General features: G+C 60.9%; 26 protein-coding genes and 1 pseudogene. 9 read left to right on the top strand and 18 right to left on the bottom strand.

Translation table 11 applies throughout. The annotated features are described in order from the left end of the window. Positions 1 to 9 precede the first annotated feature (9 nt). Both ACQZ5G_RS15055 and ACQZ5G_RS15050 read right to left on the bottom strand, forming a co-directional pair. The gene (locus ACQZ5G_RS15055) at positions 10 to 336 is read right to left on the bottom strand and encodes a hypothetical protein (RefSeq protein ID WP_448736461.1); all 327 of its coding nucleotides are present in this window, start codon (positions 334 to 336) and stop codon (positions 10 to 12) included. Then, positions 333 to 836 (bottom strand): hypothetical protein, encoded by a 504-nt coding sequence (locus tag ACQZ5G_RS15050; protein ID WP_003520600.1) that lies wholly within the window; start codon positions 834 to 836, stop codon positions 333 to 335. The genes ACQZ5G_RS15055 and ACQZ5G_RS15050 overlap by 4 nt, the downstream gene beginning before the upstream one ends. A gap of 223 nt (positions 837 to 1,059) precedes the next feature. On the opposite strand from ACQZ5G_RS15050, the gene ACQZ5G_RS15045 reads away from it, so the two are divergent. From ACQZ5G_RS15045 to aidB, 5 genes are all read left to right on the top strand, one after another. Beyond that, positions 1,060 to 1,596, top strand: coding sequence for a peroxiredoxin (locus ACQZ5G_RS15045; RefSeq protein ID WP_003520599.1), 537 nt, complete (start codon positions 1,060 to 1,062; stop codon positions 1,594 to 1,596). A gap of 151 nt (positions 1,597 to 1,747) precedes the next feature. Then, entirely contained in the window at positions 1,748 to 2,233 is a 486-nt protein-coding gene (gene ureE / locus ACQZ5G_RS15040; RefSeq protein WP_003520598.1) for an urease accessory protein UreE, read from the top strand. 3 nt (positions 2,234 to 2,236) lie between these two features. Further along, positions 2,237 to 2,908, top strand: coding sequence for an urease accessory protein UreF (locus ACQZ5G_RS15035; protein WP_003520596.1), 672 nt, complete (start codon positions 2,237 to 2,239; stop codon positions 2,906 to 2,908). 89 nt (positions 2,909 to 2,997) lie between these two features. Next, positions 2,998 to 3,609 carry an urease accessory protein UreG gene (ureG, locus tag ACQZ5G_RS15030; protein WP_003520595.1) on the top strand — a complete coding sequence of 204 codons (612 nt, stop codon included), beginning with the start codon at positions 2,998 to 3,000 and terminating at the stop codon, positions 3,607 to 3,609. A gap of 3 nt (positions 3,610 to 3,612) precedes the next feature. Further along, positions 3,613 to 4,437: an AidB family quorum-quenching N-acyl homoserine lactonase gene (gene aidB / locus ACQZ5G_RS15025; protein WP_003520593.1), complete on the top strand. Its 825-nt coding sequence runs from the start codon at positions 3,613 to 3,615 to the stop codon at positions 4,435 to 4,437. A 72-nt stretch (positions 4,438 to 4,509) separates the two neighbouring features. Here aidB and ACQZ5G_RS15020 read toward each other — a convergent pair whose 3' ends face one another. From ACQZ5G_RS15020 to ACQZ5G_RS14975, 10 genes are all read right to left on the bottom strand, one after another. Next, positions 4,510 to 5,199 (bottom strand): Crp/Fnr family transcriptional regulator, encoded by a 690-nt coding sequence (locus tag ACQZ5G_RS15020; protein WP_003520592.1) that lies wholly within the window; start codon positions 5,197 to 5,199, stop codon positions 4,510 to 4,512. Positions 5,200 to 5,687: 488 nt separating this feature from the next. Further along, the gene (locus ACQZ5G_RS15015; RefSeq protein WP_003520591.1) at positions 5,688 to 9,008 is read right to left on the bottom strand and encodes an efflux RND transporter permease subunit; all 3,321 of its coding nucleotides are present in this window, start codon (positions 9,006 to 9,008) and stop codon (positions 5,688 to 5,690) included. Positions 9,009 to 9,021: 13 nt separating this feature from the next. After that, positions 9,022 to 10,215, bottom strand: coding sequence for an efflux RND transporter periplasmic adaptor subunit (locus tag ACQZ5G_RS15010; protein ID WP_003520590.1), 1,194 nt, complete (start codon positions 10,213 to 10,215; stop codon positions 9,022 to 9,024). A gap of 586 nt (positions 10,216 to 10,801) precedes the next feature. Beyond that, positions 10,802 to 11,794, bottom strand: a complete 993-nt coding sequence (locus ACQZ5G_RS15005; protein WP_020813653.1) for an ABC transporter substrate-binding protein — start codon at positions 11,792 to 11,794, stop codon at positions 10,802 to 10,804. 20 nt (positions 11,795 to 11,814) lie between these two features. Then, complete coding sequence (locus ACQZ5G_RS15000) at positions 11,815 to 12,687, bottom strand: ABC transporter permease (protein ID WP_448736462.1); 873 nt, start codon at positions 12,685 to 12,687, stop codon at positions 11,815 to 11,817. Beyond that, the gene (locus ACQZ5G_RS14995) at positions 12,684 to 13,559 is read right to left on the bottom strand and encodes an ABC transporter permease (protein ID WP_078051698.1); all 876 of its coding nucleotides are present in this window, start codon (positions 13,557 to 13,559) and stop codon (positions 12,684 to 12,686) included. Before ACQZ5G_RS14995 ends, ACQZ5G_RS15000 begins: the two co-directional genes overlap by 4 nt. 237 nt (positions 13,560 to 13,796) lie before the next feature. Further along, positions 13,797 to 14,591, bottom strand: a complete 795-nt coding sequence (locus ACQZ5G_RS14990) for an ABC transporter ATP-binding protein (protein WP_448736463.1) — start codon at positions 14,589 to 14,591, stop codon at positions 13,797 to 13,799. Continuing rightward, on the bottom strand, positions 14,588 to 15,031 hold the full coding sequence (locus ACQZ5G_RS14985; RefSeq protein WP_448736464.1) for an NUDIX hydrolase: 444 nt from the start codon (positions 15,029 to 15,031) through the stop codon (positions 14,588 to 14,590). Before ACQZ5G_RS14985 ends, ACQZ5G_RS14990 begins: the two co-directional genes overlap by 4 nt. Beyond that, the gene (gene hydA, locus ACQZ5G_RS14980) at positions 15,028 to 16,485 is read right to left on the bottom strand and encodes a dihydropyrimidinase (RefSeq protein WP_448736465.1); all 1,458 of its coding nucleotides are present in this window, start codon (positions 16,483 to 16,485) and stop codon (positions 15,028 to 15,030) included. Before hydA ends, ACQZ5G_RS14985 begins: the two co-directional genes overlap by 4 nt. Continuing rightward, positions 16,482 to 17,729: a Zn-dependent hydrolase gene (locus ACQZ5G_RS14975; protein WP_448736466.1), complete on the bottom strand. Its 1,248-nt coding sequence runs from the start codon at positions 17,727 to 17,729 to the stop codon at positions 16,482 to 16,484. Before ACQZ5G_RS14975 ends, hydA begins: the two co-directional genes overlap by 4 nt. Before the next feature lie 260 nt (positions 17,730 to 17,989). Here ACQZ5G_RS14975 and rutR point away from each other — a divergent pair, with 260 nt between their 5' ends. From rutR to ACQZ5G_RS14960, 3 genes and pseudogenes are all read left to right on the top strand, one after another. After that, positions 17,990 to 18,631 (top strand): HTH-type transcriptional regulator RutR, encoded by a 642-nt coding sequence (gene rutR, locus ACQZ5G_RS14970; RefSeq protein ID WP_003520582.1) that lies wholly within the window; start codon positions 17,990 to 17,992, stop codon positions 18,629 to 18,631. A 254-nt stretch (positions 18,632 to 18,885) separates the two neighbouring features. Next, positions 18,886 to 19,209 (top strand): annotated as a pseudogene (locus ACQZ5G_RS14965) (DUF2325 domain-containing protein); the annotation flags it as partial. Next, positions 19,190 to 19,480: a hypothetical protein gene (locus tag ACQZ5G_RS14960; protein ID WP_020813661.1), complete on the top strand. Its 291-nt coding sequence runs from the start codon at positions 19,190 to 19,192 to the stop codon at positions 19,478 to 19,480. The pseudogene ACQZ5G_RS14965 and the gene ACQZ5G_RS14960, both read left to right, overlap by 20 nt. A 3-nt stretch (positions 19,481 to 19,483) precedes the next feature. On the opposite strand, the gene ACQZ5G_RS14955 is transcribed toward ACQZ5G_RS14960, so the two are convergent. From ACQZ5G_RS14955 to uppO, 5 genes are all read right to left on the bottom strand, one after another. Continuing rightward, entirely contained in the window at positions 19,484 to 19,879 is a 396-nt protein-coding gene (locus ACQZ5G_RS14955) for a DUF423 domain-containing protein (protein WP_164865516.1), read from the bottom strand. Then, positions 19,876 to 20,277, bottom strand: a complete 402-nt coding sequence (locus tag ACQZ5G_RS14950) for a globin domain-containing protein (protein ID WP_448736467.1) — start codon at positions 20,275 to 20,277, stop codon at positions 19,876 to 19,878. Before ACQZ5G_RS14950 ends, ACQZ5G_RS14955 begins: the two co-directional genes overlap by 4 nt. 103 nt (positions 20,278 to 20,380) lie before the next feature. Beyond that, on the bottom strand, positions 20,381 to 20,734 hold the full coding sequence (locus ACQZ5G_RS14945; protein ID WP_448736468.1) for a HepT-like ribonuclease domain-containing protein: 354 nt from the start codon (positions 20,732 to 20,734) through the stop codon (positions 20,381 to 20,383). Continuing rightward, positions 20,734 to 21,030 (bottom strand): nucleotidyltransferase family protein, encoded by a 297-nt coding sequence (locus tag ACQZ5G_RS14940; RefSeq protein WP_003520575.1) that lies wholly within the window; start codon positions 21,028 to 21,030, stop codon positions 20,734 to 20,736. Before ACQZ5G_RS14940 ends, ACQZ5G_RS14945 begins: the two co-directional genes overlap by 1 nt. A gap of 38 nt (positions 21,031 to 21,068) precedes the next feature. Beyond that, positions 21,069 to 22,484, bottom strand: a complete 1,416-nt coding sequence (uppO, locus tag ACQZ5G_RS14935) for a polysaccharide biosynthesis phosphomannomutase UppO (RefSeq protein ID WP_448736469.1) — start codon at positions 22,482 to 22,484, stop codon at positions 21,069 to 21,071. 257 nt (positions 22,485 to 22,741) lie between these two features. On the opposite strand from uppO, the gene uppM reads away from it, so the two are divergent. Beyond that, positions 22,742 to 24,364 carry a polysaccharide biosynthesis protein UppM gene (gene uppM, locus ACQZ5G_RS14930; RefSeq protein ID WP_448736470.1) on the top strand — a complete coding sequence of 541 codons (1,623 nt, stop codon included), beginning with the start codon at positions 22,742 to 22,744 and terminating at the stop codon, positions 24,362 to 24,364. A gap of 22 nt (positions 24,365 to 24,386) precedes the next feature. On the opposite strand, the gene ACQZ5G_RS14925 is transcribed toward uppM, so the two are convergent. Then, positions 24,387 to 24,596 (bottom strand): hypothetical protein, encoded by a 210-nt coding sequence (locus ACQZ5G_RS14925; RefSeq protein WP_003509414.1) that lies wholly within the window; start codon positions 24,594 to 24,596, stop codon positions 24,387 to 24,389. Positions 24,597 to 24,692: the final 96 nt, after the last annotated feature.

Raw genomic sequence — 24,692 nt, 5'->3', positions numbered from 1 at the left:
GCTCCGCGCTCAGATGCACATGAGCGCGGTCAGCAGGCTTACAACGCCGGCCATGAATAGCCCCATGGCCGCCATTGCGGGGACTTTGATCCTCGGCTGATCGATGATGGCGTCCGCCTCGCCCGCAAGCAGGGTTATGGCTTGCAGAAACAGGTAGAGGCAGAACAGCAAAGAGGCGCTGAAAAACAGGACGGCTGGGTAAACCAGCCAATTGGAAAGGTCCGGCGTCCTGTTCTTGAAAGTGACCAGAAGGAGGATCAGCGAAAGCCCGGCGCTGGCGATGATGCGGAAAACCGCAAGCATTTCCTTGGTCGATTCCTTGTTGCCGTCGTTCATTTTGACCGCTTGCGCCACCAGGACAGCCCCAGGATATCTTTCATCAGGTAAGGCGGCTCCGTGTGGCTGTTGCGCTTGTCCTGAAATTTTTTCGATGAAGGCAGCTTTTCCTTCTCCGCTTGCCGCTTTGCATAGGTCTCCTCCCAGCAGGCGATGAATTCATCCGCATGTCTGTAGCCAAGCTCGCAGGGCACTTTTCTGCTGCGCGCCGAGGGGCTGAGCGTTTCCACGTCAATGATGCGATGGGCGAATGCGCCCACCGCACTGGCCTGCAAAGTCACGACTTCATCGATGTACCATGACCGCCATTCGGCGAAACTCTTGCCGTCTACCTTTTCCGCGACCTTCCGCAGCAAGTCTCCATCCATCTTTTCGCAGACATCCGTGACCAGCCCTGCGACGAAGCCACGCAGATTGGAGCATTGCGGGCCGTCGCTATAGTCGAAATAGGCTCTGAGGGTACTGTCGAGATGATTGAGTACGCGATCTTTCAAAATCAATTTCAGTGTCTCCCGTTGGGTGGCGGAATATTACTTAAAAGTGCATTTTTGTAAACTGTACTTTATAGTTGCACCAGGTAGTGCATGCCCTGTTTGAATCTCCTTTGAAATCGGGATTTTTATGCTGCACCGCAGCGCGTCTTGCGCTATGGAAACGGCAAAAGAATTCCGCGCGGATCGATCCCAAGCGATCCTCGCAAAACGCCAGAACAGGAGACAAGACATGCTCGGCAAAAAAGTGCCCGCCGTAACCTTCCGCACGCGCGTTCGCGATGAGGCCGTCGGTGGCCCCAACCCGTTCCGTTGGCAGGACATGACCTCCGACGATTATTTCAAGGGCAAGAAGGTCGTTCTGTTTTCGCTGCCCGGCGCCTTCACGCCGACATGCTCGACCTACCAGCTTCCCGATTTCGAAAAGCTGGCGGGTGAGTTCCGCGCGCTCGGCGTCGATGACATCTATTGCCTGTCGGTCAATGACGCCTTCGTCATGAATGCCTGGGCAAAGGGCCAGAACCTCGAAAACGTCAAGGTCATTCCGGATGGTTCGGGTGAGTTCACCCGCAAGATGGGCATGCTGGTCGCCAAGGACAATCTCGGTTTCGGCATGCGCTCCTGGCGTTACGCCGCCGTCGTCAACGATGGCGTCGTCGAGCAGTGGTTCGAGGAAGAGGGCTATTCGGACAATTGCGAATCCGACCCCTATGGCGTTTCCGCGCCGCAGAACATTCTGGAAAACCTGAAGGCACGCGCTGCCGCCTGATTTCGGTTTTAAGATTTTTGCGAAGGCCCGGCCGCAATGCCGGGCTTTTTTCGTTTCGGCTGTGAGCATGTCCGGAAATCGCGCCTTGAAATCACCCCGCCTATCCGGCAAAAATCAGACCCCCAAGACTGTTTCTGAAACGGATCATCCCATGCTGCGCGTCACCTCCTATCATCCGGCCGGAACCCCTGCCGACGAAGCTTCCGGTTATGTCACCCTGGCGCATGACCAGCGGCATCTGCGCCGCAAGCTGCTGCATCTGCAAAATGACGAGATGGTGATGCTGGACCTGAAGGAAGCCGTGCTGTTTGCCCATGGCGATCTTCTGGTGGTGGAGAACGGCGACCTGATCGAGGTCCGTGCGGCGGATGAAAAGCTGTTCGAAATCAAGGCGAAGGATCGGCTTCACCTGATCGAGCTCGCCTGGCATCTGGGCAACCGGCATCTTTCCGCGCAGATTGAGGAAGAGCGTATTCTCATCCTGCGCGACCATGTCATTCGCGCCATGCTGGAAGGTCTGGGCGCCACCGTGCGTGAGGTGGAAGAGCCATTCCAGCCGGCGCGCGGCGCTTACCACGCCCATGGCGGCCATTCCCATGGGCATGACCACGGGCATCACCATCACGATCACGGCTGAGCCGTGAGTGAAGATCGCGGCGTCGCCGCGCTGCTGCGGCTCATGGCCTGGTTGTCGCCGGCTTTTCCCGTCGGTGGTTTTTCTTATTCCGGCGGGCTTGAAAAGGCGGTGGAGGATCGGCGCGTTGGTGATGCGACGGGCCTGCGCGGCTGGCTCGAAACGCTGCTGCGCCACGGCAGCCTGTGGAACGATGCGGTGTTTCTGGCGCATGCCTGGCGTAGCGTCGGGGACGCCGTCGTGTTGAGCGAAACGGCCGATCTGGCGCGGGCGCTGGCCGGTTCGGCGGAGCGATACCGCGAGACGGTGCTTCTGGGCGATGCCTTCGTTGCCGCCGCCGGGGCATGGCCGCATGCGGTTCTGGACCTGCTGCCGAAAGACGTTCCCTATCCCATCGCCGTCGGGGCGGTTGCCGCCGGTCATGCGGTGCCGCTCAGGGAAACGATTGCCGCCTTTTTGCATGCCGGCGCTTCGCAGATCGTTTCAGCGGGCATCCGCCTCGGGGTCGCGGGACAGAAGGATGGTGTTACCATTCTGGCCGCAAGCGAGGCGATCATCGCGGCGATGGCGGCGCGGGCGATGCAATCCACGCTCGACGATCTCGGCAGCGCGACGATCATCGCCGATACGGCGGCCATGCGCCATGAAACGCAGGGCACCCGGCTTTTCCGGTCCTGAAAGGGCGGCACGATCCTTGCATATCTTGAAGCGTCCCGTTGAGGGACTATGGTGAAACAAGACCAAAGCATGTCGAAGGGAACAGAGTGATGAAATCGGGTAATGGGCCGCTGCGCGTCGGTATTGGCGGGCCGGTCGGTTCTGGCAAGACGGCGCTGACGGAAAAGCTCTGCAAGGCGATGAGCGCGGATTATTCCGTCGCGGTCGTCACCAACGATATCTACACCAAGGAAGATGCCGAGGCGCTGGTGCGCATGCAGGCGCTGCCGTCCGAGCGTATCGTCGGGGTCGAGACGGGCGGTTGCCCGCATACGGCCATTCGTGAGGATGCGACGATCAATCTGCAGGCGATTGCCGGGCTCAATGCGCGCTTTCCCGATCTCGATGTGGTCTTCATCGAATCCGGCGGCGACAATCTCGCTGCGACCTTTTCGCCCGACCTTGCCGATATCACCATCTACGTCATCTCCGTCTGCCAGGGTGAGGAAATTCCGCGCAAGGGCGGGCCGGGCATCACCCGCTCGGACCTGCTGGTTATCAACAAGAAGGACCTTGCGCCCTATGTCGGTGCTGACCTCACCGTCATGGACAGCGATGCGACCCGCATGCGCAACGCCATGCCCTTCGTCTTCACCGATATGAAACGCGGCGACGGCGTGGATCGCATCGTCGGTTTTCTGAAAGAGCAGGGCGGTCTCTGAAATATGGCTATCTCCCGCCGTTTCGGCGCTTACGAGATTTCCCGTTTTGTCGACGGTGTCTACAAGGCGCCGGTCGGCCATCTCATCCACGGTCAGGGCGCCGAAGCGCTGGCTGCGGCCCTTGCCGGCCATCGGGGCGAAACGGTGGACATGGACGTCAACTGCTTCGCGCTGTCCGGCCCTGACGGCATCTGGCTGATCGATGCCGGTTGCGGCACTGCCTGGGGGGCAGCCTATGGCCATGCCCGCGCGGCGATGATCGCTGCCGGAATCCAGCCGGCCGATGTGACGCGTGTCATCCTCACCCATATTCATGGCGACCATGCGCTTGGCCTCATCGATGGCGAGCGGCCTTATTTCCCCAATGCCGACATATGGGTGCCCGAGGCCGATCTCGGTTTTTTCAGCAGCGCGGAGGCGCGCAAGAGCCTGCCGCCCGCCCGGCAGGGCGGTTTCGATCTTGCGGCGCGGCTGCTTGACATTTGTGGCCCGATGCTGCGGCCGATCCCCATGGGCGTGGTCGCCGAGGGTATCGAGGCAGTCGCCATGCCCGGCCATACGCCGGGGCATACCGGTTATCTGATCGGCAATGGCGACGAGCGGCTGTTATTATGGGGCGACGTGCTGCATGTCAGCGAGTTGCAGGTGAAAGATCCCGGCGTCGGCTTCGTCTACGATATCGATTCCGCGCTTGCTTATGAAACACGCCTCAAGGCGCTGGCCGAGGCCGCCGATCATGGCTGGCTGGTTTCCGGCGGTCATCTCTGCGGATTTTTCCGTGTCGAGCGGCAGGGCGACAGCTTCCGCTTCGTGCCGCAGCCAGACTGATTTTCCGATTTCGGACATGCAGAAGGGCGGAATGCCTGATGGCATCCCGCCCTTCATCCTCTCCCGGTATTTTCAGATCTGCTTCAGCGCGGCGACGTCATTGACCTGCACGATGCGCCCGCGCACGGTAACGCCAGCCTTTTTCAGCGCCGAAAAGGCGCGCGACAGCGCTTCCGGCGCGAGGCCGAGCTTGCCGGCGAGCAGGCTTTTCTGGAATGGCAGCCGCAGCGAAAAGGATGTCGCGTCGCGCGGGCCCTGATTGATGAGGTAATGGGCGACACGTTGCGGCGCCGTCTGCAGCCGGTCGTTGGCGATGCAATCCATGGTGGCCAGCAGGCTGTTGGACAGGCAGCGCATGACGGCCTTGGCGATTGCCGGCTCCTGATCGATCAGACTGCGGATTCTCGCAAGTTCGAACCGCGCCACGGTGCAGCTTTCCGCCGCCTGCGCGCTGTAACGATAGGTATCACTGCCGAAAATCAGGCATTCGTTGAAGGTATCGCCGGGACCGCTGACGCGCACATCCGCTTCGCGCCCGTGCCGGTCCAGCCGGTAAAGCCTGATATAACCCGACAGCACGCAGTAGAAATGCTGCGCCGCTTCGCCTTCCTTGAAGAGCACATGGCGGGCGTTCACATTGGTGATGGTCGCCGCCTCCATCAGCTTCAACGCCGCCGCATCATCCGCTATCCCGATCAAGGGTGCACGCAGTAAAATGTTCCTGTCCCTGTTGCTCAGCTTCACGGTCTTGTTCACGTCCATCCGGCTCCCGCTCATACCTTTTGCCGGGCTGTCCGAAGCGATACGAAACCGGGGATGTTCGTGTTCCCGCACGCCTATCTGAAAAGAGCTCATCGCATTATCCTTCGACCGGCAATTCCCGATGCGAGGGAGATTAGCAGTTCACCTGGAAAGCGAATTGATTTCGATCAAACAGGCATAAGCCGCTTTTACGGCGGAGGGATGCGGCTGTTTGGAAGTGTTGCCCAAGCATCTATGGAATCATTCACTTGGGCTCGATGGAATTCTCGGGTCAAGCCCCACTGCTGTCCGGTTTAAACCTTGGTCGAGGCCTGAAGCGGGTTGGGGAAGGTAAGTATCCCCTCGACGTCATCCTCGGGCTTGTCCCGAGGATCTAATCACGTCGAATAAAATCAATCGGTTGCAGATCCTCGGGACAAGCCCGAGGATGACGGAAGAGATAGCGCCATAAAGAGAAACGCCGGGCACGAGGCCCGGCGCTACAACTTTCACTCCGCAGCAAGCGGCGGTAGCCGCAATATGTTGCTGCCCTTGTCCGCGGCCTTGTCGCCGGTGCCCTTTTCCATGCTGGCGACACGCGCCTCCAGCGAGGAGAGCGCCAGGCTGTTTTCGCGGGCGATCTCCGAGAGTTTTTCGTTGGAGAGGGCCTCTTCCTCCTCTTCCTTCTTGCCGACGAAGCGGCCGAAGAGGTGGGCGAGCAGGCGCGAAAGGTCGTCCATGATGAGGAAGAAGGCCGGCACCACGATGAGGGACAGCACCGTGGAGACGATGATGCCGCCGATCACCGCAATCGCCATCGGCGCGCGGAACGAACCGCCTTCGCCGACGCCGAGCGCCGAGGGCAACATGCCTGCCGACATGGCGATGGAGGTCATGATGATCGGGCGGGCGCGCTTGCGGCCGGCCTCGACCATGGCGTGCACCCGCTCCATGCCGTGACGGCGCATTTCGATGGCGAAATCCACCAGCAGGATGGCGTTTTTCGTCACGATGCCCATCAGCATCAGGATGCCGATGAGAACGGGCATGGACAGCGCGTTCTGCGTGATGATGAGCGCGACCGCCACGCCGCCGATGGCGAGCGGCAGCGAGAACAGGATGGTGAAGGGCTGAATGACATCCTTGAACAGCAGGATGAGCACCACCAGCACCAGCATCAGACCGAGCAGCATGGCGTTGACGAAGCCCTGCTGCATTTCGCCCTGCACCTTGGCGTCGCCGCTTTCGGCAAGGCGAACGCTTGCCGGCAGATCGGTTTCCGACACGATGCGTTTGAACTCGGCCGTTGATGTATCGAGCGCCGTGCCGAAGGGCACATCGGAGCCGATGGAGACCACGCGGTTGCGGTCGTTGCGCTTGATCGAGCTTGGACCTTCCGAATAGTCGATATCGGCAACGCTATAGAGCGGCACCAGCGACCCGGAGGCGGTCTTGATCTTCAGCGCACGGATGGTGGCGAGATCGCGGCGGGTATCGAGCGAGGCCTGCACGCGGATCGGAATCTGCCGGTCATCCAGCGAAATCTTCGTCAGCTGCGCGTCGATATCGCCGATGGTGGCGACACGCACGGTCTGCGAAATCTGCTGCGGCGTGATGCCGAGACGGGCGATTTCATCCTTGCGCGGGCGAATCTGCAGTTCGGGGCGGGGCAGGGCACCTTCCGAGCTGACATTGGCAAGGATGGGCGAGGCGCGCAGGCGGCTTTCGAGAATACCGACGGCGTCGTTCAGGTCCTTCTCGTTGGTGGAAAGGAAGTTGAAGGAGAGCTCGCGTTCCGCACGGTCGTTCAGCTTGATGATGCGGACATCCGGAATGCCGCGCACCTGTGCGAAAATATCCCGTTCCACATCCCATTGCGGACGTGTGCGACCCTTTTCCTCCACCTTCGGAAGATATTGGCCGATGAGCGGGATGGAGCCCAGCCCCTTGTTGACCACCAGCTTGAGCAGCGAATGGTCGATGTGCTGGAGGATGACGTTGACGGTGGCGCGGCGAAGCTCCAGATCGCCCTTGGGCGAAGCGCCGCCGAGGATGAAGACGCTTTCGACGCCGTTGATGTCACGCAGGGCATGATAAATCTGGGTCGTCGTGCGGTCGGTTTCGTCGAGCGTCGCATTGGGCGGCAGTTCCACCGAAAGCGTCACGCGTGAGGCGTCGTCCGGCGGCAGGAAGCTGCCCGGAACGCCGGCAAGCAGAATGACGGAAGCGACGAGGAAGCCGATGGCGCCGAGCAGCGTCAGATAGCGCGCCCACCACTTGCGGGTGGTGGCGGTCACCATGCGCGTATAGGCCTTCATCAACCGGCTGTCATTGTCGTGGTGATCGTCCATCGCATCTTCGGCGCGCATCAGATAGGCCGCCATCAAGGGTGTGATGAGGCGGGCCACGGCGAGTGAGAAGAACACCGAGAAGGCGACGGTGAGGCCGAACTGGATGAAGTACTGGCCGGGAATGCCGGGCATGAACGACACCGGCACGAAGACCGCGATGATGGTGAAGCTGGTGGCGATGACGGCAAGGCCGATTTCATCCGCCGCTTCCAGCGCCGCCCGATAGGGCGTCTTGCCCATCTTGATATGGCGGGCGATGTTCTCGATTTCCACGATGGCGTCGTCGACGAGAATACCCGTGGCGAGCGTCAGGGCGAGGAAGCTGACGAGGTTGAGCGAGAAGCCCATGATATCCATGATCCAGAAGGTCGGGATCGCGGAAAGCGGCAGCGCCACGGCGGCAATCAGGGTCGCGCGCCAGTTGCGCAGGAAGAGCAGGACGACGATGACGGCGAGGATCGCGCCTTCGATCAGCGTGTCGAGTGCGGCCTTGTAGTTACCATAGGTGAAATAAACGGCGTCATCGACCATTTCGATCGACACGTCCGGATGATTCTTGCGCACCTCATCGAGGCTTGCCGCCACGGTTTCGGCGACCGAGACTTCGCTCGCGCCCTTGGAGCGGAACACCGCGAAGGTGACGGCGGGATTGCCGTTGAAGCGCGAGAAGGATTTCTGCTCCTCATAGGTGTCGGTGACCGTGCCGAGTTCGGAAAGCTTGACGAAACGACCGTTGGAAAGCGCAATCGTGGTATTGGCAAGCTGGCTCACATCGCGCGTATCGCCGAGCGTGCGGATGGTCTGTTCGTTGCCGCCCACCTGGCCTCGGCCCGAGCCGAGATCGACGTTCGTGCCGCGCAGCTGGCTGTTCACCTCGGTTGCGGTGATGCCATAGGCGTCGAGCTTTTCGGGGCTCAGCGACACGCGAACTTCGCGGTCAGCGCCGCCGTAACGGTCGACCTTGCCGATGCCGGACTGGCCCTGGAGCGAACGCTTGATCGTGTCATCCACGAACCAGGACAGTTCTTCCAGCGTCATGTTGGGCGAGGAGACGGCGAAGGTCTGGATCGCCTGTCCCTCGACGTCGATCTTGCTGACGACGGGCACTTCGATATCGGCGGGAAGATCGCTGCGGATCTTGTCGATGGCGTCCTTGGTGTCCTGAACCGCCTCTTCCGTCGGCTTTTCGATGCGGAAGACAACGGTTGTCGTCGACTGTCCGTCGACCACGGTGGACTGGATTTCGTCGACGCCGCTGATGGCGGCGACGGCGTCTTCGATCTCCTTCGTCACCTGCATTTCCAGCTCGGACGGCGAAGCGCCGCTCTGGGTCACGGTAACGGCCACGACGGGAACGTCGATATTCGGAAAACGGGTGATGGGCAGGGTGTTGAACGCCTGCATGCCGAGGATCATCAAAAGCGCGAAGCCGAGCAGCGGCGCAATCGGGTTACGGATTGACCATGCGGAAAAGTTCATCTCATTCCCTCAGTCAGTTGGACGCAGCCGTCTGGGCTTCCACCGGTCTTATCCGGTCACCATCACGCACGAATGCTCCAGCTTTCTCGACAACCTTGTCTCCAGCGGCAAGACCGCTGACAATCTCGATAAAACCGCCGTCTTCGATGCCGGTCTCGATCTTCACCTGCTTGACGACGTCGCCTTCCACCTTGCGGGTGGTCGAGCCTTCACGCCCGGAGGTGACGGCCGACAGCGGCAAAGCGAGCGCATTCGTCTCCTCGACGATGATCGCCGCGCTGGCATACATGCCGGAACGCGCCGGGCTGTCGGTCGGCAGAACCACATGCACGGAGCCGAGGCGCGTCGTCGGGTCGACGGTGGGTGAAACGAGGCGCACCTTGCCTTCTATTTTCTCAGCTCCGCCGGCAACCGTCAAATAGGCTTTCTGGCCTGCCTTGACCTTCTGGATATCGGTCTCGGAGAGATCGGCGACGAGTTCTATCGCGCCGTCCTTGATGACGGTGAACAGCGGATTGCCCGCACCGCTGGCGATTGCGCCCACCTTGGCGTTCTTGGCGGATACGATGCCGGCGACCGGGGTTTTCACGCCGGTGCGCGTCAGCTTCAGATCGATATCGTCTATCTGCGCGTCGACGACCTTGATGTCGGCTTCGCCGGCGGAAACGGCCTGTTTGGCCGCATCGAGGCGGGCCTGCGCCACCTGAGCGGCCGCTTCGGTCTTTTCCGTTTCGGACACGGAGCCGGAGCCGCTCTGGCCGAGCTTGGCGGCGCGGTCGCGCTGGCGAAGGGCGTCATTGAGATTGGCCTGCGCTTCCAGCACCTGCGCCTTCGACTGGGTGACGGAGGCTTCGGCCTTGGCCTTGTTGGCCTCAAGCTGGCTCTTTTGCAGCACGAGGCTGTCGGAGGACAGCACGGCCAGAACCGCATTCGCTTCCACCCGGTCGCCGATATCGGCGTTCAGCGTGTCGATCGACAGGCCGTCGACCAGCGGCTGGACGTAAATCTCGTCCACGGGACGGATCGTGCCGGTGGCGATGATGCGGTCCACGAGATCGCGTTTTGCCGCATGGGCGACGATGATGGAAGGCAGGTTCTGCTGTTTGACCGGCGCCTGCGCCTCTCCCTCGGCGGCTGCGGAGAGGGGAAGCGCCGTTGCGGAAAGAAGAAGGAATACAAAGCGGTTAAACGTGACTTTATGCTGCATGTGTCTTGGCTCGCGCAATATCCGATCGCATGTCCTGCAGCTCCAGGGCTCTTTTTTAAAAGGTCATGCGATAGCGAATGTGAAACAAGGGATCACAATACTTCCTTTTCGATCCTCCCGATTCAAACGCCCCTCAACGCGAATCTTAAGCACCTTTGCCCTGTGCTTATTTTACAAGATCAAATTTGGCAGTCTTGTGGGCGGGACTGTAATTCTTGTTGTCGTACAAATCAATCCGCATAGCCGCGATGGTTGATATACATTTTTGTATAGGTCGGGATATTGTAATTCGTCAAATGGGTTACCAGTGGAGTGTCCGGCTGGCTGCATGTTCGCATTGTTCGTAAAGTTTCGCAAAATCTGTGCGTTTTGGCAAAACGTATCATCCGCATACCGTCACCCCGGACGAGATCCGGGGTCCAGCGCGATCAAGTCCTTGATCGCGAGAGATTCTTATAACGGCGCAGACGCGCCGTGGCTGGATGCCGGATCTCGTCCGGCATGACGGAGGAGAGGTCTTAAATTTTCTTCGTGAATCCGAACGCGCGGAAATACCGCGCGTTCGGTGATTTGGCGGTCGGTCCGATTATTTCAGCGCCGCATCGGTGATTTCGGTGGTGTAGGCGCCTGTCGGTTCCTTGGTGATGACCGGATCGGAACCGCCGCCCAGCAATGTCTTGACGGTACGGTCATAGTCCGCTTTGTCGAGCGCACCCTTCGAGCCGGCGGTGAGTTTTGCCACTTCGCCCATCATGCGCTTCTGGTGTTTTTCGGTCTGGGCGCCGGAGGCGTCGTTTTCGAGAACGATATCGGCGGCATCGTCAGGGTTTTCTTCCGCCCATTTCCAGCCCTTCATGGAAGCGCGGACGAATTTGACCATGTCTTCCTTGAACTTGGCGTCCTTCAGCTTGTCTTCCAGAACGTAAAGCCCGTCTTCCAGCGTCGCCACGCCTTCCGCCTCGTATTTGAAGGTGACGAGTTCCTCCGGCTTGATGCCGGCATCGATGACCTGCCAATATTCATTATAGGTCATGGTGGAAATGCAGGCGGCCTGTTTCTGCAGCAGCGGATCGACATTGAAGCCCTGTTTGAGAACGGTCACGCCGTCCGCCCCGCCGGTGGTCGGGATTTTCAGATGCGCCATCCAGGACAGGAACGGATATTCATTGCCGAAGAACCAGACGCCCAGCGTCTTGCCCTTGAAATCCTCCGGCTTGGTGATGCCGGTTTCTTTCAGGCAGGTCAGCATCATGCCTGACGATTTGAACGGCTGGGCGATATTGACCAGCGGCACGCCCTTTTCGCGGGTGGCGAGTGCGGATGGCATCCAGTCGACGATGACGTCCGCACCGCCGCCGGCCAGAACCTGCGCCGGTGCAATGTCCGGGCCGCCGGGCTTGATGTCGACATCCAGGCCTTCGGCTTCGTAGAAACCCTTGTCCTTGGCGACGTAATATCCGGCGAACTGCGCCTGGGTGACCCATTTGAGTTGAAGGGTGATCTTGTCGGCGGCCTGCGCTCCGAATGCGGTCAGGAGTGACGCGCCGGCAAGAAGCATGGATGCAAGTTTCATTTTCATCGCTGTTCCCTTTTTCATTATTACGTTCGTCCCCCACGGACGGACGGATGCCAGAAGGTGACGGCCCGCTCTGCGAGCGCCACGAGACCATAAAAGCCGGAGCCGGCGAGCGCGGCGACCGCGATTTCGGCCCAGACCATATCGACATTGCTGCGGCCCATTTCCGCAGAGATGCGGAAACCCATGCCGACGATGGGCGTGCCGAAGAATTCCGCGACGATGGCGCCGATCAGCGCCAGCGTGGAATTGATCTTCAACGCGTTGAAGATGAAGGGCCAGGCGGCGGGCAGGCGCAGTTTCAGCAATGTCTGCCACCAGCCGGCGGCATAGGTGCGCATCAGGTCGCGTTCCATGTGGCTGGAAGCGGCAAGCCCCTGAACCGTGTTCACCAGCATGGGGAAGAAGGTCATGATGACGACGACGGCGACTTTCGACTGCCAGTCGAAGCCGAACCACATGACCATGATGGGAGCGATGCCGACGACCGGCAGAGCGGAGACGAAATTGCCGATGGGCAGCAGGCCGCGCTGGAGGAAAGGCGAGCGGTCGATGAGAATGGCGACGAGGAAACCGAGGCCGCAGCCGAGCACATAACCCGTCAGTACCGATTTGATGAAGGTCTGGCGGAAATCCGCCCAGAGGATCGGCAGGGAGCCGGCGAGCCGTGCGAGGATGGCGCTCGGAGCCGGCAGCAGAATGGGCGGCACGGAAAAACCGCGCACCACGCCTTCCCACAGCGCGAGGATGGCCAGCCCGAAGAGGAGCGGCACGGCGATGCGGCCGATGCGCTTTGCCGCTGGCGTGGAGACGTGGCGGCGCACCAGCCATTCGTTGAAGGCCCAGGCGGCAAGCCAGAACAGGATCGCGCCGAAAAACCAGCCGGGATGGGTCATGGCCGGGCTCCCATTCTCTTGAGGACGGCGGCATGGGCGATGCCGATGATGGATACCAGCAGCGCAGCCACACCGGCGGCCATGAACAGCGCCGCCCATATCTGCACCGTCTGGCCGTAATAGGAACCGGAAAGCAGACGCGCGCCGAGCCCGGCAACGGCGCCTGTCGGCAATTCACCGACGATGGCGCCGACCAGCGCAATGGCGACGGCGATCTTCAGCGAGGTGAAGAGATAGGGCAGCGCTGCGGGCCAGCGCAGCTTCCAGAATATCTGGCCGGGCGAGGCATTATAGGTGTGCATCAGGTCGAGCTGGATCGTCTCCGGACTTCTGAGGCCCTTCACCATGCCGACGACGATGGGGAAGAAGGAAAGATAGGTGGAGATCAGCGCCTTCGGCAGCAGCCCGGAAATGCCGATGGAGTTCAGGACGACGATGATCATCGGCGCGACGGCGAGGATCGGGATCGTCTGGCTGGCGATGATCCACGGCATGACGGAGCGGTCCATGGCCCGGTTATGCACGATGGCGACGGCAAGCAGGATGCCGAGTACCGCACCGATGGCGAAACCGAGCAGGGTGGCCGAGAGCGTAACGCCGGCGTGATAGATGAGGCTGCGCTTGGAGGTGATGGCCTTGTTGACCGTGGTGTCCCACAGTTCCGCGGCAATCTGGTGCGGGGCGGGGAGAACCGGACGCTCCTGGGCGAAGGTTTGCGGCAGGAGCTCGAAGAAGCCCGGCGTTTGACCGGCGCGGGTGGCCTGGTCGCGGGCGAAGGGCATGTTGAGGTAGATGACGGCGAGGTGCCAGAGGATGAGGATGGCGAGGAGGACGGTTAGGATGGGGAGGATGCGGTGGCGGAGGAGGGTCATTGCGGTGCCCTCGGTGGGTGGGGGTTACGTTTGCTCCGAGGGTGCGGCTTACCCCCCTCTGTCCTGCCGGACATCTCCCCCACAAGGGGGGAGATCAGCAGGAGGCTCGCTCGCCGTTTTGCCCTCAAGCCTCGAGATGGGCGATACCTCGCCGCAGGTCGATCTCCCCCCTTGTGGGGGAGATGCCCGGCAGGGCAGAGGGGGGTAACGCTTGCCGCAACGGCGTCTTTTCCAGCCTCACCCCTCATAGCTATGCCCCGCCTTCAGCCCCTCACGCACCCGGTGCGCAATCGCCAGAAATTCCGGTGTCTCGCGAATCTCGAGCGGTCTTTCCCGTGGCAGGGTCGATGTGATCACATCCGTCACCCGGCCCGGCCGGGGCGACATGACGACGATCTTGGTCGAGAGATACACCGCTTCGGGAATGGAATGGGTGACGAAGCAGATGGTCTTGCCGGTGGTATCCCAGAGTTTCAGAAGCTGTTCGTTGAGGTGATCGCGCACGATCTCGTCCAGTGCGCCGAAGGGCTCGTCCATCAACAGCAGGTCGGCGTCGAAGGCGAGAGCGCGGGCGATGGAGGCGCGCTGCTGCATGCCGCCGGAAAGCTGCCAGGGGTATTTCTTGCCGAAACCGTTGAGATTGACGAGATCGAGCGTGCGCTCGATGCGCTCGCGCTGCTCGGCCTTGGTATAGCCCATGATTTCGAGCGGTAGCGCAATGTTCTTTTCGATGCTGCGCCATGGATAAAGGGCGGCGGCCTGGAAGACATAACCGTAGGAGCGGTCCCGGCGGGCGGTTTCCGGCGTCGTGCCATTGACGGTGATGTCGCCGGATGTGTGTTTTTCCAGATCGGCGATGACCCGCAGAAAGGTGGTCTTGCCGCAGCCGGAAGGGCCGATGAAGGAGACGAAATCGCCCTTGCCGACCTCCAGGTCGACATTGGAGAGTGCGTGCACCGGGCCATCGCCCGTTTCAAAGGTGAGGCTGAGATTTCTGGCGGAAACGACGGAATAGGGTGAGGCCTGGTTCATCTGGGCTTGGTTTCGCTTTCCGTCAGGGCCGCGCGCGCCAGCGGCAGCATTTGGGTTTCCGTGAGCTTGGCGATCGTTATGCCGGGGTGGCGGTCGAGATCGAGCCAGCGCACTTCCTCTATTTCCGCCTGCGGGGCGACCTCTGTCTGAAGTCTGGCGATGAATGTATGGGCGACGACGTCGGCCCCCGTCTCATTGGCGGCTTCTTCGCGAAAGACGCCTTCATAACGGGCGGCATTTTCGGGCAGCGTCAGGCCGATTTCCTCGGCAAGTTCGCGGTGAAGCGCCTGTTCCGGCGTTTCGCCGGGATCGATCTTGCCGCCCGGCTGCATGAATTGCGTGGTGCCGCGCTTGCGCACGACAAGCATCTGCCGCCGCTCATTGAGGAGAACGGCTGCGGCGATGACGATTTCGCGTTTCGGCCCGGCGCTCACGGTCATACACCCGATGCCGGGATGCCGCTGCGCTCCACCTTGCGCGGCGCGACGAGTTCCTTCCAGGTGGAAAGTGCCCGGCTGACGGCGGGATAGGGATCGCGGGCTATGAACTGGCCATGGCCCGGCTGCGTTTCGATGGTGGCCTCCTCGATGCTGACGAGACCGCGCGACAGGGTGTAGCGCGGCAGGCCTTTGACCTTCTGCCCTTCGAACACGTTGTAATCGATGGCCGATTGCTGGCTCGCCGCACTGATGGTCTTTTCCAGCGCCGGATCCCAGACGACGATATCGGCATCGCTGCCGACGAGGATCGCGCCCTTTCTCGGATAGATGTTGAGGATCTTGGCGATGTTGGTGGAGGTGACGGCGACGAATTCGTTCATCGTCAGCCGGCCGGTCGCCACGCCATGGGTCCAGAGCAGCGGCATGCGATCTTCCAGCCCGCCGGTGCCGTTCGGAATCCTGCGGAAATCGCCAAGGCCGAAACGTTTCTGCTCGGTGGTGAAGGCGCAATGGTCGGTCGCCACGCATTGCAGCGAGCCGGAGGCGAGACCCGCCCAGAGGCTGTCCTGATGCTGCCGGTTGCGGAAGGGCGGCGACATCACCCGGCGGGCGGCGTGATCCCAGTCGGCATTGGCATATTCGCTTTCATCGAGGATCAGGTGCTGGATCAGCGGTTCGCCATAGACCCGCATGCCGTTTTGCCGGGCGCGGCGGATCGCTTCATGCGCCTGTTCGCAGGAGGTGTGGACGACGTAAAGCGGGGCGCCCGCCATATCGGCGATGATGATGGCGCGGTTGGTCGCCTCACCCTCCACCGAGGGCGGGCGGGAATAGGCATGCGCCTCCGGCCCGACATTGCCTTCCGCCATCAGTTTTTCCTGCATCTGCGCGACGATATCGCCGTTTTCCGCATGCACGAAGGGAATGGCGCCCAGTTCGGCGCAGCGCGAGAAGGAGGCGAACATCTCGTCGTCATTCACCATCAAGGCGCCCTTATAGGCCATGAAGTGCTTGAAGGAGTTGATGCCTTTTTCCCGCACCACCGTCTTCATCTCGTTGAAGACCTGCTCGCCCCACCACGTGACGGCCATGTGGAAGGAATAATCGCAATTGGCGCGCCTCGCCTTGTTGTCCCATCTGTGCAGGGCATCAAGAAGCGACTGGCCGGGCTCCGGCAGGCAGAAATCCACCACCATGGTCGTGCCGCCGGCAAGCGCCGCGCGCGTGCCGCTCTCGAAATCATCGGCGGAATAGGTGCCCATGAAAGGCATTTCCAGATGCACATGCGGATCGATGCCGCCGGGCATGACGTAACATCCGGTGGCATCGAGTACCGTGCCGCCGGTCAGATCAGGCCCGATCTCGGTGATCCTGCCGCCTTCGATCCTCACATCGGCCTTGTAGGTGAGGTCGGCGGTGACGATGGTGCCGTTCTTGATGATGGTGGCGGTCATTCCACGATCTCCGCAGTCTCCAGCACGGCATGCAGCAGCACGTCGCAGCCGGCGGCGGCCCATTCCGGCGAAATTTCCTCGGCCTCGTTGTGGGAAAGCCCGTCCACGCAGGGGCAGAAGATCATGGTGGAGGGGGCGACCCTTGCCGTCCAGCAGGCATCGTGGCCGGCGCCGGAAATGATGTCCATGTGGCTGTAGCCGAGTTTTTCGGCAGCGGAGCGCACGCGGCCGACCAGAATGGGGTCGAAGGTGACGGGATCGAAATGGCCGATCGCCTCGATCGAGCAGCCGACGCCGAGTTCTTCGGCGATCTGCGGCACCTCGCGCTCGAAGATGGCGCGCATGCTGTCGAGTTTCGCCTGTGAGGGGGTTCTAAGGTCGATGGTGAAGACCACCTTGCCGGGCAGCACGTTGCGGGAATTGGGTGTGAAGATCATCTGGCCAACGCCGGCGACGGCGCCCGGCTGGTGGGCCATGGCCACCTCCTGCACCTTTTCGAGAATGCGGGCGGCGGCCAGACCGGCATTGACGCGCATAGCCATCGGGGTGGAGCCGGTATGGGCTTCCTTGCCGGTCAGCGTCACTTCCAGCCACCGTAGGCCCTGGCAATGGGTGACGACGCCGATCTGTTTGCTTTCCGCCTCAAGGATCGGCCCCTGTTCGATGTGATATTCGAAATAGGCGTGCATTTTGCGCGCGCCCACCTCTTCCTCGCCCAGCCAGCCGATGCGCTTCAGCTCTTCGCCATAGGTCTTGCCGTCGGTATCGGTGCGGCCATAGGCATAATCGAGATCGTGAATGCCGGCGAAGACGCCGGAGGCCAGCATGGCCGGGGCAAAGCGCGCGCCTTCCTCGTTTGACCAGTTGGTGACGGTGATCGGGTGTTTGGTTTTGATGTTCAAGTCATTCAGGCTGCGCACCACCTCCAGCCCGGCCAATACGCCGAGCACGCCATCGAACTTGCCGCCGGTCGGCTGGGTGTCGAGGTGGCTGCCTATATAAACGGGAAGCGCATCCGGGTCCTCGCCGGGGCGGGTGGCGAACATGGTGCCCATGCGGTCGACGCCCATCGTCAGGCCCGCCGCCTCGCACCAGCGCTGGAACAGGCTGCGGCCTTCCGCATCCTCATCCGTCAGCGTGCGGCGATTATTGCCGCCGGCAATGCCGGGGCCGATCTTCGCCATATCCATCAGACTGTCCCACAGACGGTCGCCATTGACCGTCAAGTTCTTACCCGCCGCCATGAAGTGTCGTCCTCACCTGTTTTGTTTTTATCGAAGCAAAGCTTGTGCCGTTCCCTTTTTTGCCGGTTAAGATAACAGCCATTGCCTTGTGATGGCGATGGGGGATAAATTGACCGGCTGGTAAACATTGCAAATTCGCGGTGGCGTCAGCAAGGGATTTTCGTGACGAATCGCAGTAATTTTGCCTAAACTGTACGCGTAGATTATTTTTTAAGCATACTGTAACGGCAATTGCATGGAAAAGAAACAGAGAGCTGAGAATGGCCATACCGCGCGCAGCGAAAACACAGAAGCGGACCCGCATTCAGGAAGAAAAGCAGGAAGCGATTCTTGAAGCCGCGCTCAGTGTTTTTTCCACAAACGGGTTTCGCGGCTCCACCATAGACCAGATTGCCGAGGCGGCCGGCATGTCGAAACCGAACGTGCTTTATTATTTCCGCACCAAGGAGGCGATGCATCGCGCGCTGATCGAGCGGGTGCTGGACACATGGCTCGACCCGCTGCGCGCTTTCGATGCCGAGGGCAATCCTGAAAGCGAGATTCGCTCCTATATTCGTCGCAAGCTGGAAATGTCGCGCGATTTCCCGCGTGAAAGCCGCCTGTTCGCCAATGAAATCCTGCAGGGCGCGCCGCATATCGAGGATGAGCTGAAGGGGCCGCTGAAACAACTGGTGGATGAAAAGGCCGAGGTGATCCGCGCCTGGGTGAAGGCGGGGCGGATGGCTAAATGCGATCCCTATCACCTGATTTTCTCGATCTGGTCGACCACCCAGCATTATGCGGATTTTGATGTACAGGTGCGGGCGGTGCTGGGCGAGAAGAATGGCGGCGAGGGCCGTTTTGAGGATGCGGCCCGGCATCTGGAGCAGCTTTTCATGGGCGGATTGCGGATAAACGGCTGAACGGAACCGTTCTCTCGAATATGTGATCGATTCTTTATGCCAAAACATGAGGAAAATTATCACCTTTATACTTTACTCCAAAACTCATCTTTATTATGGTGCCGGCATCCCGAACGTCCGGGGCATTGAAAAATCAACCGGCAGGTGAGGGAATGGCACGTAAGGAAAAGAAGAAGGCCGAACGCGGCGGCAAGCAGGGCAAGGGCGCGCCACAGACCGAAAAGGATGTGGCCGAACAGCAGCTTTCCGGTCCGAAAAGCTTTCTTTATGTCGGCGGCCGAGACTGTCAGGTTGCGCATCTTCGCCAGATCGCCAGCAATTTCGGCGCGGAGCTCATTCATCACGATGGCGGCCTGCGTGAGGCCGTCTCGCGCATCGATACCGTGCTTCCCTCCGTCGACTGCGTTTTCTGCCCGATCGACTGTATCAGCCACGATGCGTGTCTGCGGGTGAAGTCCGGTTGCAAGAAATTCGGCAAGACGTTCATTCCGCTGCGCAACGGCAGCAAATCCAGTCTGGAGCGGGCGCTGCAGACCATGAATGAACGGACCTCCAGCGATGAGCGACGAGCGCAATAATTTTAAGGGTGAAGAGCCGGCGGCGGAAGCCTGCCGTGTCGAACTGCACAAGATGGCCGAGCAGGCTGCCGATCCGGCCCTGACGGATATCTATGAAATCATCGGTGAACGCGAAAGGCGCAACCGCCTTGCCAGAAGCGGCGGCAATGTCGTGACCTTTCCCTATCTGCGCACCCGCCAGCCCGGTGAAACGCCGTCCTTCGAAATCGGCGCGGCGGCCGAAGAGGGCCGCAATATCCTCTCGTTTCGCTGGACGCGGCGTAAGGGTTAAAGCCTAACCCTTCGGCTTCAGAAACGCTCCTGCGCACAGCACCAGCCATCCGGCAATCATGCCGAGGCCACCCGTGGGTGCGGCGTAGGGAAACAGGCTGTGGCCGGAAAAATGCCGGGTGACGAGATCGCCGACAAAGATCGCCGTGCCGAGGCCGAGGATCAGGCCTGCCGGAATGGCGGTTCTGATGCGATCCGCGCCGATATGGAGCGCCACCAGGACCGGCGCATGCGCCAGCGCCATGGCCGAGGCATTGCCGAGCATATAGGTTTCGCCGGTATGGGTGGCGGCGGCTGCGAGCATCACGCCGGCCACGCCCAGAAGGCCGCCCAGCAACAGAATGAAGGCCCGCAATCTGTCGCGGGGCAGGCTTGCGATGGTCGCGCTCTGCGTGGTCATTGGCTGTCCGCCTCCTGGTTCTGCATGTGAAAGGCCAGCCGTTCGACCGGCGCCCAGATGATCTCTCGCAGCTTTGAATTTTCGATGGCCTCGTCCATGGCGCGGCGGAAGCAGAGCAGCCATTCATCCCGCTCGGCGGGGCCGATGGGGGCGACGAAATGACGCCGCCGCAACATCGGATGGCCGTGTTTCTCGACATAAACGGGTGGTCCGCCAAGATATCCCGTCAGATAATCGTAGAACTTCGCCTCGCTGCCGGAAAGATCGGCGGGATGGATGGCGCGGCAGCGCGCCGCTTCCGGCAGGGTATCCATCAATTCATAGAAACGCCGGGTCAGCGCCCTGACGGTCGCATCGCCACCTATCGCTTCATAAAGGGTAATGGTCTCGCCGCTCATAATCCGCCTCTTGTGGCCCTCCGGTCCTTATCGCTCCATGGAGCCGGAAGAGCAACAGGGCACGGGCGGGGTGCGACATTTGCGATACCGCGCTGATAAGTCCTCAGTTTTCACTTTCGACGGATCGTTGAATGGCCTCAACAGCGATTTTGAGCGGCGCCACATGTTCGGTGACCACGGCCCAAACGACGTCATCCGCGATCTTGTGGTACTCATGACGCAGAATATTGCCGATTCCGCGAATCTGTTTCCATGGTACGTCCGGCGTAAGCTCCAGCAAGTCATCGGGTAGGTGACGGGACGCCTCGGAAACGATTTCGAGGGCGCGTTGCACGGCGAGTTTGAGGAGCCAATTTTGCTGGAAATCAGCGAGTGACAGGCCTGTGGTGTGGGTCTCAATGCCGTTTATGGCCTCCAGAATTTCGGCGAGAACCGGCCCGACCCTGCGTCTGGTCATCAAAATATCCGTACGGCGGATTGCTCGATGTCATTCCGGAGCAGCGGGTGGAGGCTGTTGCGTGTCGTCACGTCGACTTCCACGGCCAATTCTTCTTCCAGAAACTGCTTGATACCGACGAGATCGATCAACGAAAAACGGCGGCCCGGATCATAGTCGATGAAGATGTCCAGATCGCTGGAGGCAAGGGCCTCATCGCGGGCCGTCGATCCAAAAAGATAGAGCGACGTCGCGCCCATGCTTTTCACTGCATGGGCGTGGCGCTTGAGTTTCCTGATTGCGTCCGTTCTCTTCATGCGCGCAGCTTACACCATCGCGTATGCGGCATCCACTCTCACCCAAAATTACGGATGAGATCGAGTCCCTTGTTCAGAAGCGTTTCGGCCTCGTCCTGATTGGCGGCTTCGACGTAGCAGCGCATTTCGGGAGCGTTGCCGGATGGGCGGAAATGGATGGTGCTGCCATCGGTGAGCGCGACGCGCAGGCCGTCGATGTCGCTCAGCGCCTTCACGGTGCCGACCGGTGCGAGGAATGCCTCGAGATTGCTGCGCGAGGCGCGCAGATGCGTCATCAGGGCGGCGCTCTTTTCCTGCGCGAAATTTTCCAGGCGGTCGGCGGCGGCGACCGGCAGGTTATAGGCGGCGGCGATCTGCGACAGCGGCTTTTTCTGTTCTGCCGAGAGAAGCAGCACGGCGAGAACCGGCAGGAAGCTGTCACGCGTCGGCAGCGGCGAAAGCGCCCGGCCGTTCAAGGTGAAGGCGGAGGCGGTCAGCAGGCCGCCATTGGCCTCGAAGCCCATGACGCCGTTCTTGCCGGCGGCGAGCGCCTCAGCCATGCCCGCGATCACGAAAGGGGAGCCGACTTTGGTGCGGACGACGTCGAACGAACCGCTCGCCTCGATGCCGGAATTGGAGGTGACGGGGGTGACGACCACGCCGGCGCCGAGGAAATTGGCGGTGATCAGGCCGATGAGGTCGCCGCGCAGCGGCACGCCGTTTTCATCGGTCAGCAGGGGACGGTCGCCGTCGCCATCGGCGGAAACGATGGCGTCGAGACCGTGTTCCGGCGCCCATTTCTTGAGAAGGGCCAGCGTTTCCGGCGAGACCGCTTCGGTATCGACAGGGATGAAGGTTTCGGAGCGGCCGAGCGGAACGACATCCGCACCATAATGGGCAAGCACGTCGACAAAGAGATCGCGCGCCACCGTGCTGTGCTGGTAAACGCCGATCTTGAGGCCGGAGAGCGCCTTTTCCGGCAGCAGCGCGATATTGCGCTCATAGAAAAGTTCGGCTGCGGTGGCGGAATGGTCCTCGGCGGTTGCCGCCTCGTCGCTGATGCCTTCCGCTTCGATTTCGGCGGCAAGAGCGGCAATCGCCGTCTCGTCCTGCTTGTCGATTTCACCGTCCGGGCGGTAGAACTTGATGCCGTTGCGGTCGGCCGGGATATGCGAACCGGTGATCATCAGTGCGCCCGCCTTCAGCGACAGGCCGTAAAGCGCCAGCGCGGGTGTCGGCACGGTGCCGCAATCGAATGGGGTCAGGCCGGCTTTTTTGAGCGCGGCGATGCAGGTGGCGGAAACATCCGGGCTCGAATCGCGGAAATCGCGGCCGACGAGAATGGGATCGCCCGCCTTTGCCTGGCCCGATGTGAGAAGGTGCCTCGCAAATGCCGTGGCATAAACGGCCGAGGCTCTTCCTTTCAGATCGACGGAGAGGCCGCGAAGGCCGCTCGTTCCAAATTTCAGGCTCATTCCAAACTCCGTTTCGATAAAATCTTTGAGGGTCAAATGGATAATGCAAAAATATAACGGTTGAAAGAACCGTATCGATCCATTCAAGTCAATCATCCCTTTCAACGCGGACGCGAATAGGCGATGATGGCGGGACTGATGCGGGTAACCTAAAATTCACCCGTCATATTTAAACTTGTCCGTCGATAGCGGCTCTGGCGACGATGGGAACCCTCTGTTGCCGGCCTTTTTGTGGTTCGTTCGAGTTGGATTGGCTGATGTACAGGCTTCAAAAGGCGGGACATAAGCAGGCACGTCCGCTCGATGAAAAAACGGCGCCTGCCGCGAGAACCCATGGTTCCCTGCTGGACGATCTGGTGGATGAGGACGAAGTTTTCGAGCGCACGGTGCTGAAGGAGCATCTGGAGCCGAAACCGGCGAAGACCGTCGCCGAGCCGGCTGCGGCCGAGACGCCGGTGAAGGCGGCTTCGCCGAGCGGCAGTCTGGCGGCTGCGCTGCCGGGCCTGAAACATATCGACAGGATCGGTGTGGATGACGTCATCCTCTGGCTTCGCAAGGGCATCGTCTGGATCGTGCTGGCAATCGTTCTCTGCGTTGCCGGCGCGCTGACCTACGCCTCTATGACACCGCCGCGCTACAAGGCCTATACGGATATCGTCGTCAATCCTTCCAACCTGAACGTCGTCAATGACGGGGTGTTTTCGCCCAACCAGCAGCGCGACACGCAAATCCTCGAGGTGGAAAGCAAGCTGCGCACCATCACCTCGCGCAACGTGCTGGCGCGGGTGGTGGACGAGTTGAAGCTCGATAAGGACGCCGAATTCATCAGCCCGCCGCCGCTCGCCCGGCTGAAGGCGATGTTCTCATCGAAACCGGAAGATGACGACAACCGTGTCGGCGCGCTTCGTTCGCTTGGCGATCGGGTGGCGGCGGAACGCGACCCGCGCTCCTTTGTCGTGACGCTTTCGGTCTGGACCAATGATGCCGAAAAATCGGTGACTGTCTCCAAGGCCATCGTGAAGGCCTTCGAAAGCGAGCTATTCCAGACAAACTCCGACAGCAGTCAACGCGTCGTTGACGATCTCAGGAAGCGGCTCGAGGAAATGCGCGAGAATGTGACCGCCGCCGAAAAGCGCGTGGCCGATTTCCGCCGCGAGAACGGCCTGCAGGAAAATAACGGCCAGCTCGTCAGCAATCTGGCTTCCGGTGAGCTGAACGCTCAGGTGCTTGCGACCCAGCAGCGCCTCATTCAGGAAGAATCGCGCCTCAAGCAGATGGAGGCGGCGATTGCGCAGAACCGCACCCAGAGCGACGCCATATTCGACAGCCAAACGATGAATACGATCCGCGCGCAATACAGCACGCTGCAACAGCAGATCGGTGCGATGACGCTGACCTATGGCGCGCGTCATCCGCGTCTTGCGACCGCGGGTGCGGAGCGGGCGATGCTGGAACAGGGAATGGCGGATGAGGCGCGGCGTATCCTTCAAGCGGCAAAGATCAACGTCGCGGAGGCGCGCTCCTCACTCGATGCCCTGCGGTTGAAAGCGGTGGCGGAACGCGCCAATGTCTTTACCGACAATGAGGCGCAGGTGCGGCTGCGTGATCTCGATCGTGACGCCCGCTCGGCGGCGGCGATCTATGAGACTTATCTCACCCGCTCACGCCAGCTGGCCGAACAGCAGTCGATCGATTCCACCAATGTACGGGTGATTTCTCAGCCGGTTGCGCCCAATTCCAGAAGCTGGCCGCCGGGCAAGCTGACCTTCCTGATTGCCGGCGGCATGGGCGGCCTGTTCCTTGGTCTCGCAATTGCCGTGGCGCTTGGCCTCTGGGGTTATCTTCGCCGGGACGATCACGCGGATGTCGCGGTGCGGTGAGACAAAGCGGCTGCGTGTCGCCTTATTCTTCCGAAATCAGACCGTCATAAACTTCGAGCAGCGCGGCGGCGATGGCCGCGCCCAGCGCATTGCCGGCATCGCGAATGCCGGCCTCGTCACCGTCGCGAACCGAAATGGCAAGGTCTGACGCTTCGTTGGCGACGATTTCTTTCGCCCTTTCTATCGCCCAGAGGCCGAAATCGCCGCGATTGTCGATCGAGATTGTTTCCATGGCCGGAGCCCTTCCGTGGTTTGATTTCCGCGTCCCTTAACCCATCGGCTGGAAAACCGGAATAGGCGGAAAATGTGGCGCACAACCTTCAGGCGT

The sequence above is a fragment of the Agrobacterium sp. 22-214-1 genome (assembly GCF_053522465.1).
Note: the sequence above shows the minus strand (reverse complement) of the source record. Positions and strands in the feature narration are given on the sequence as shown.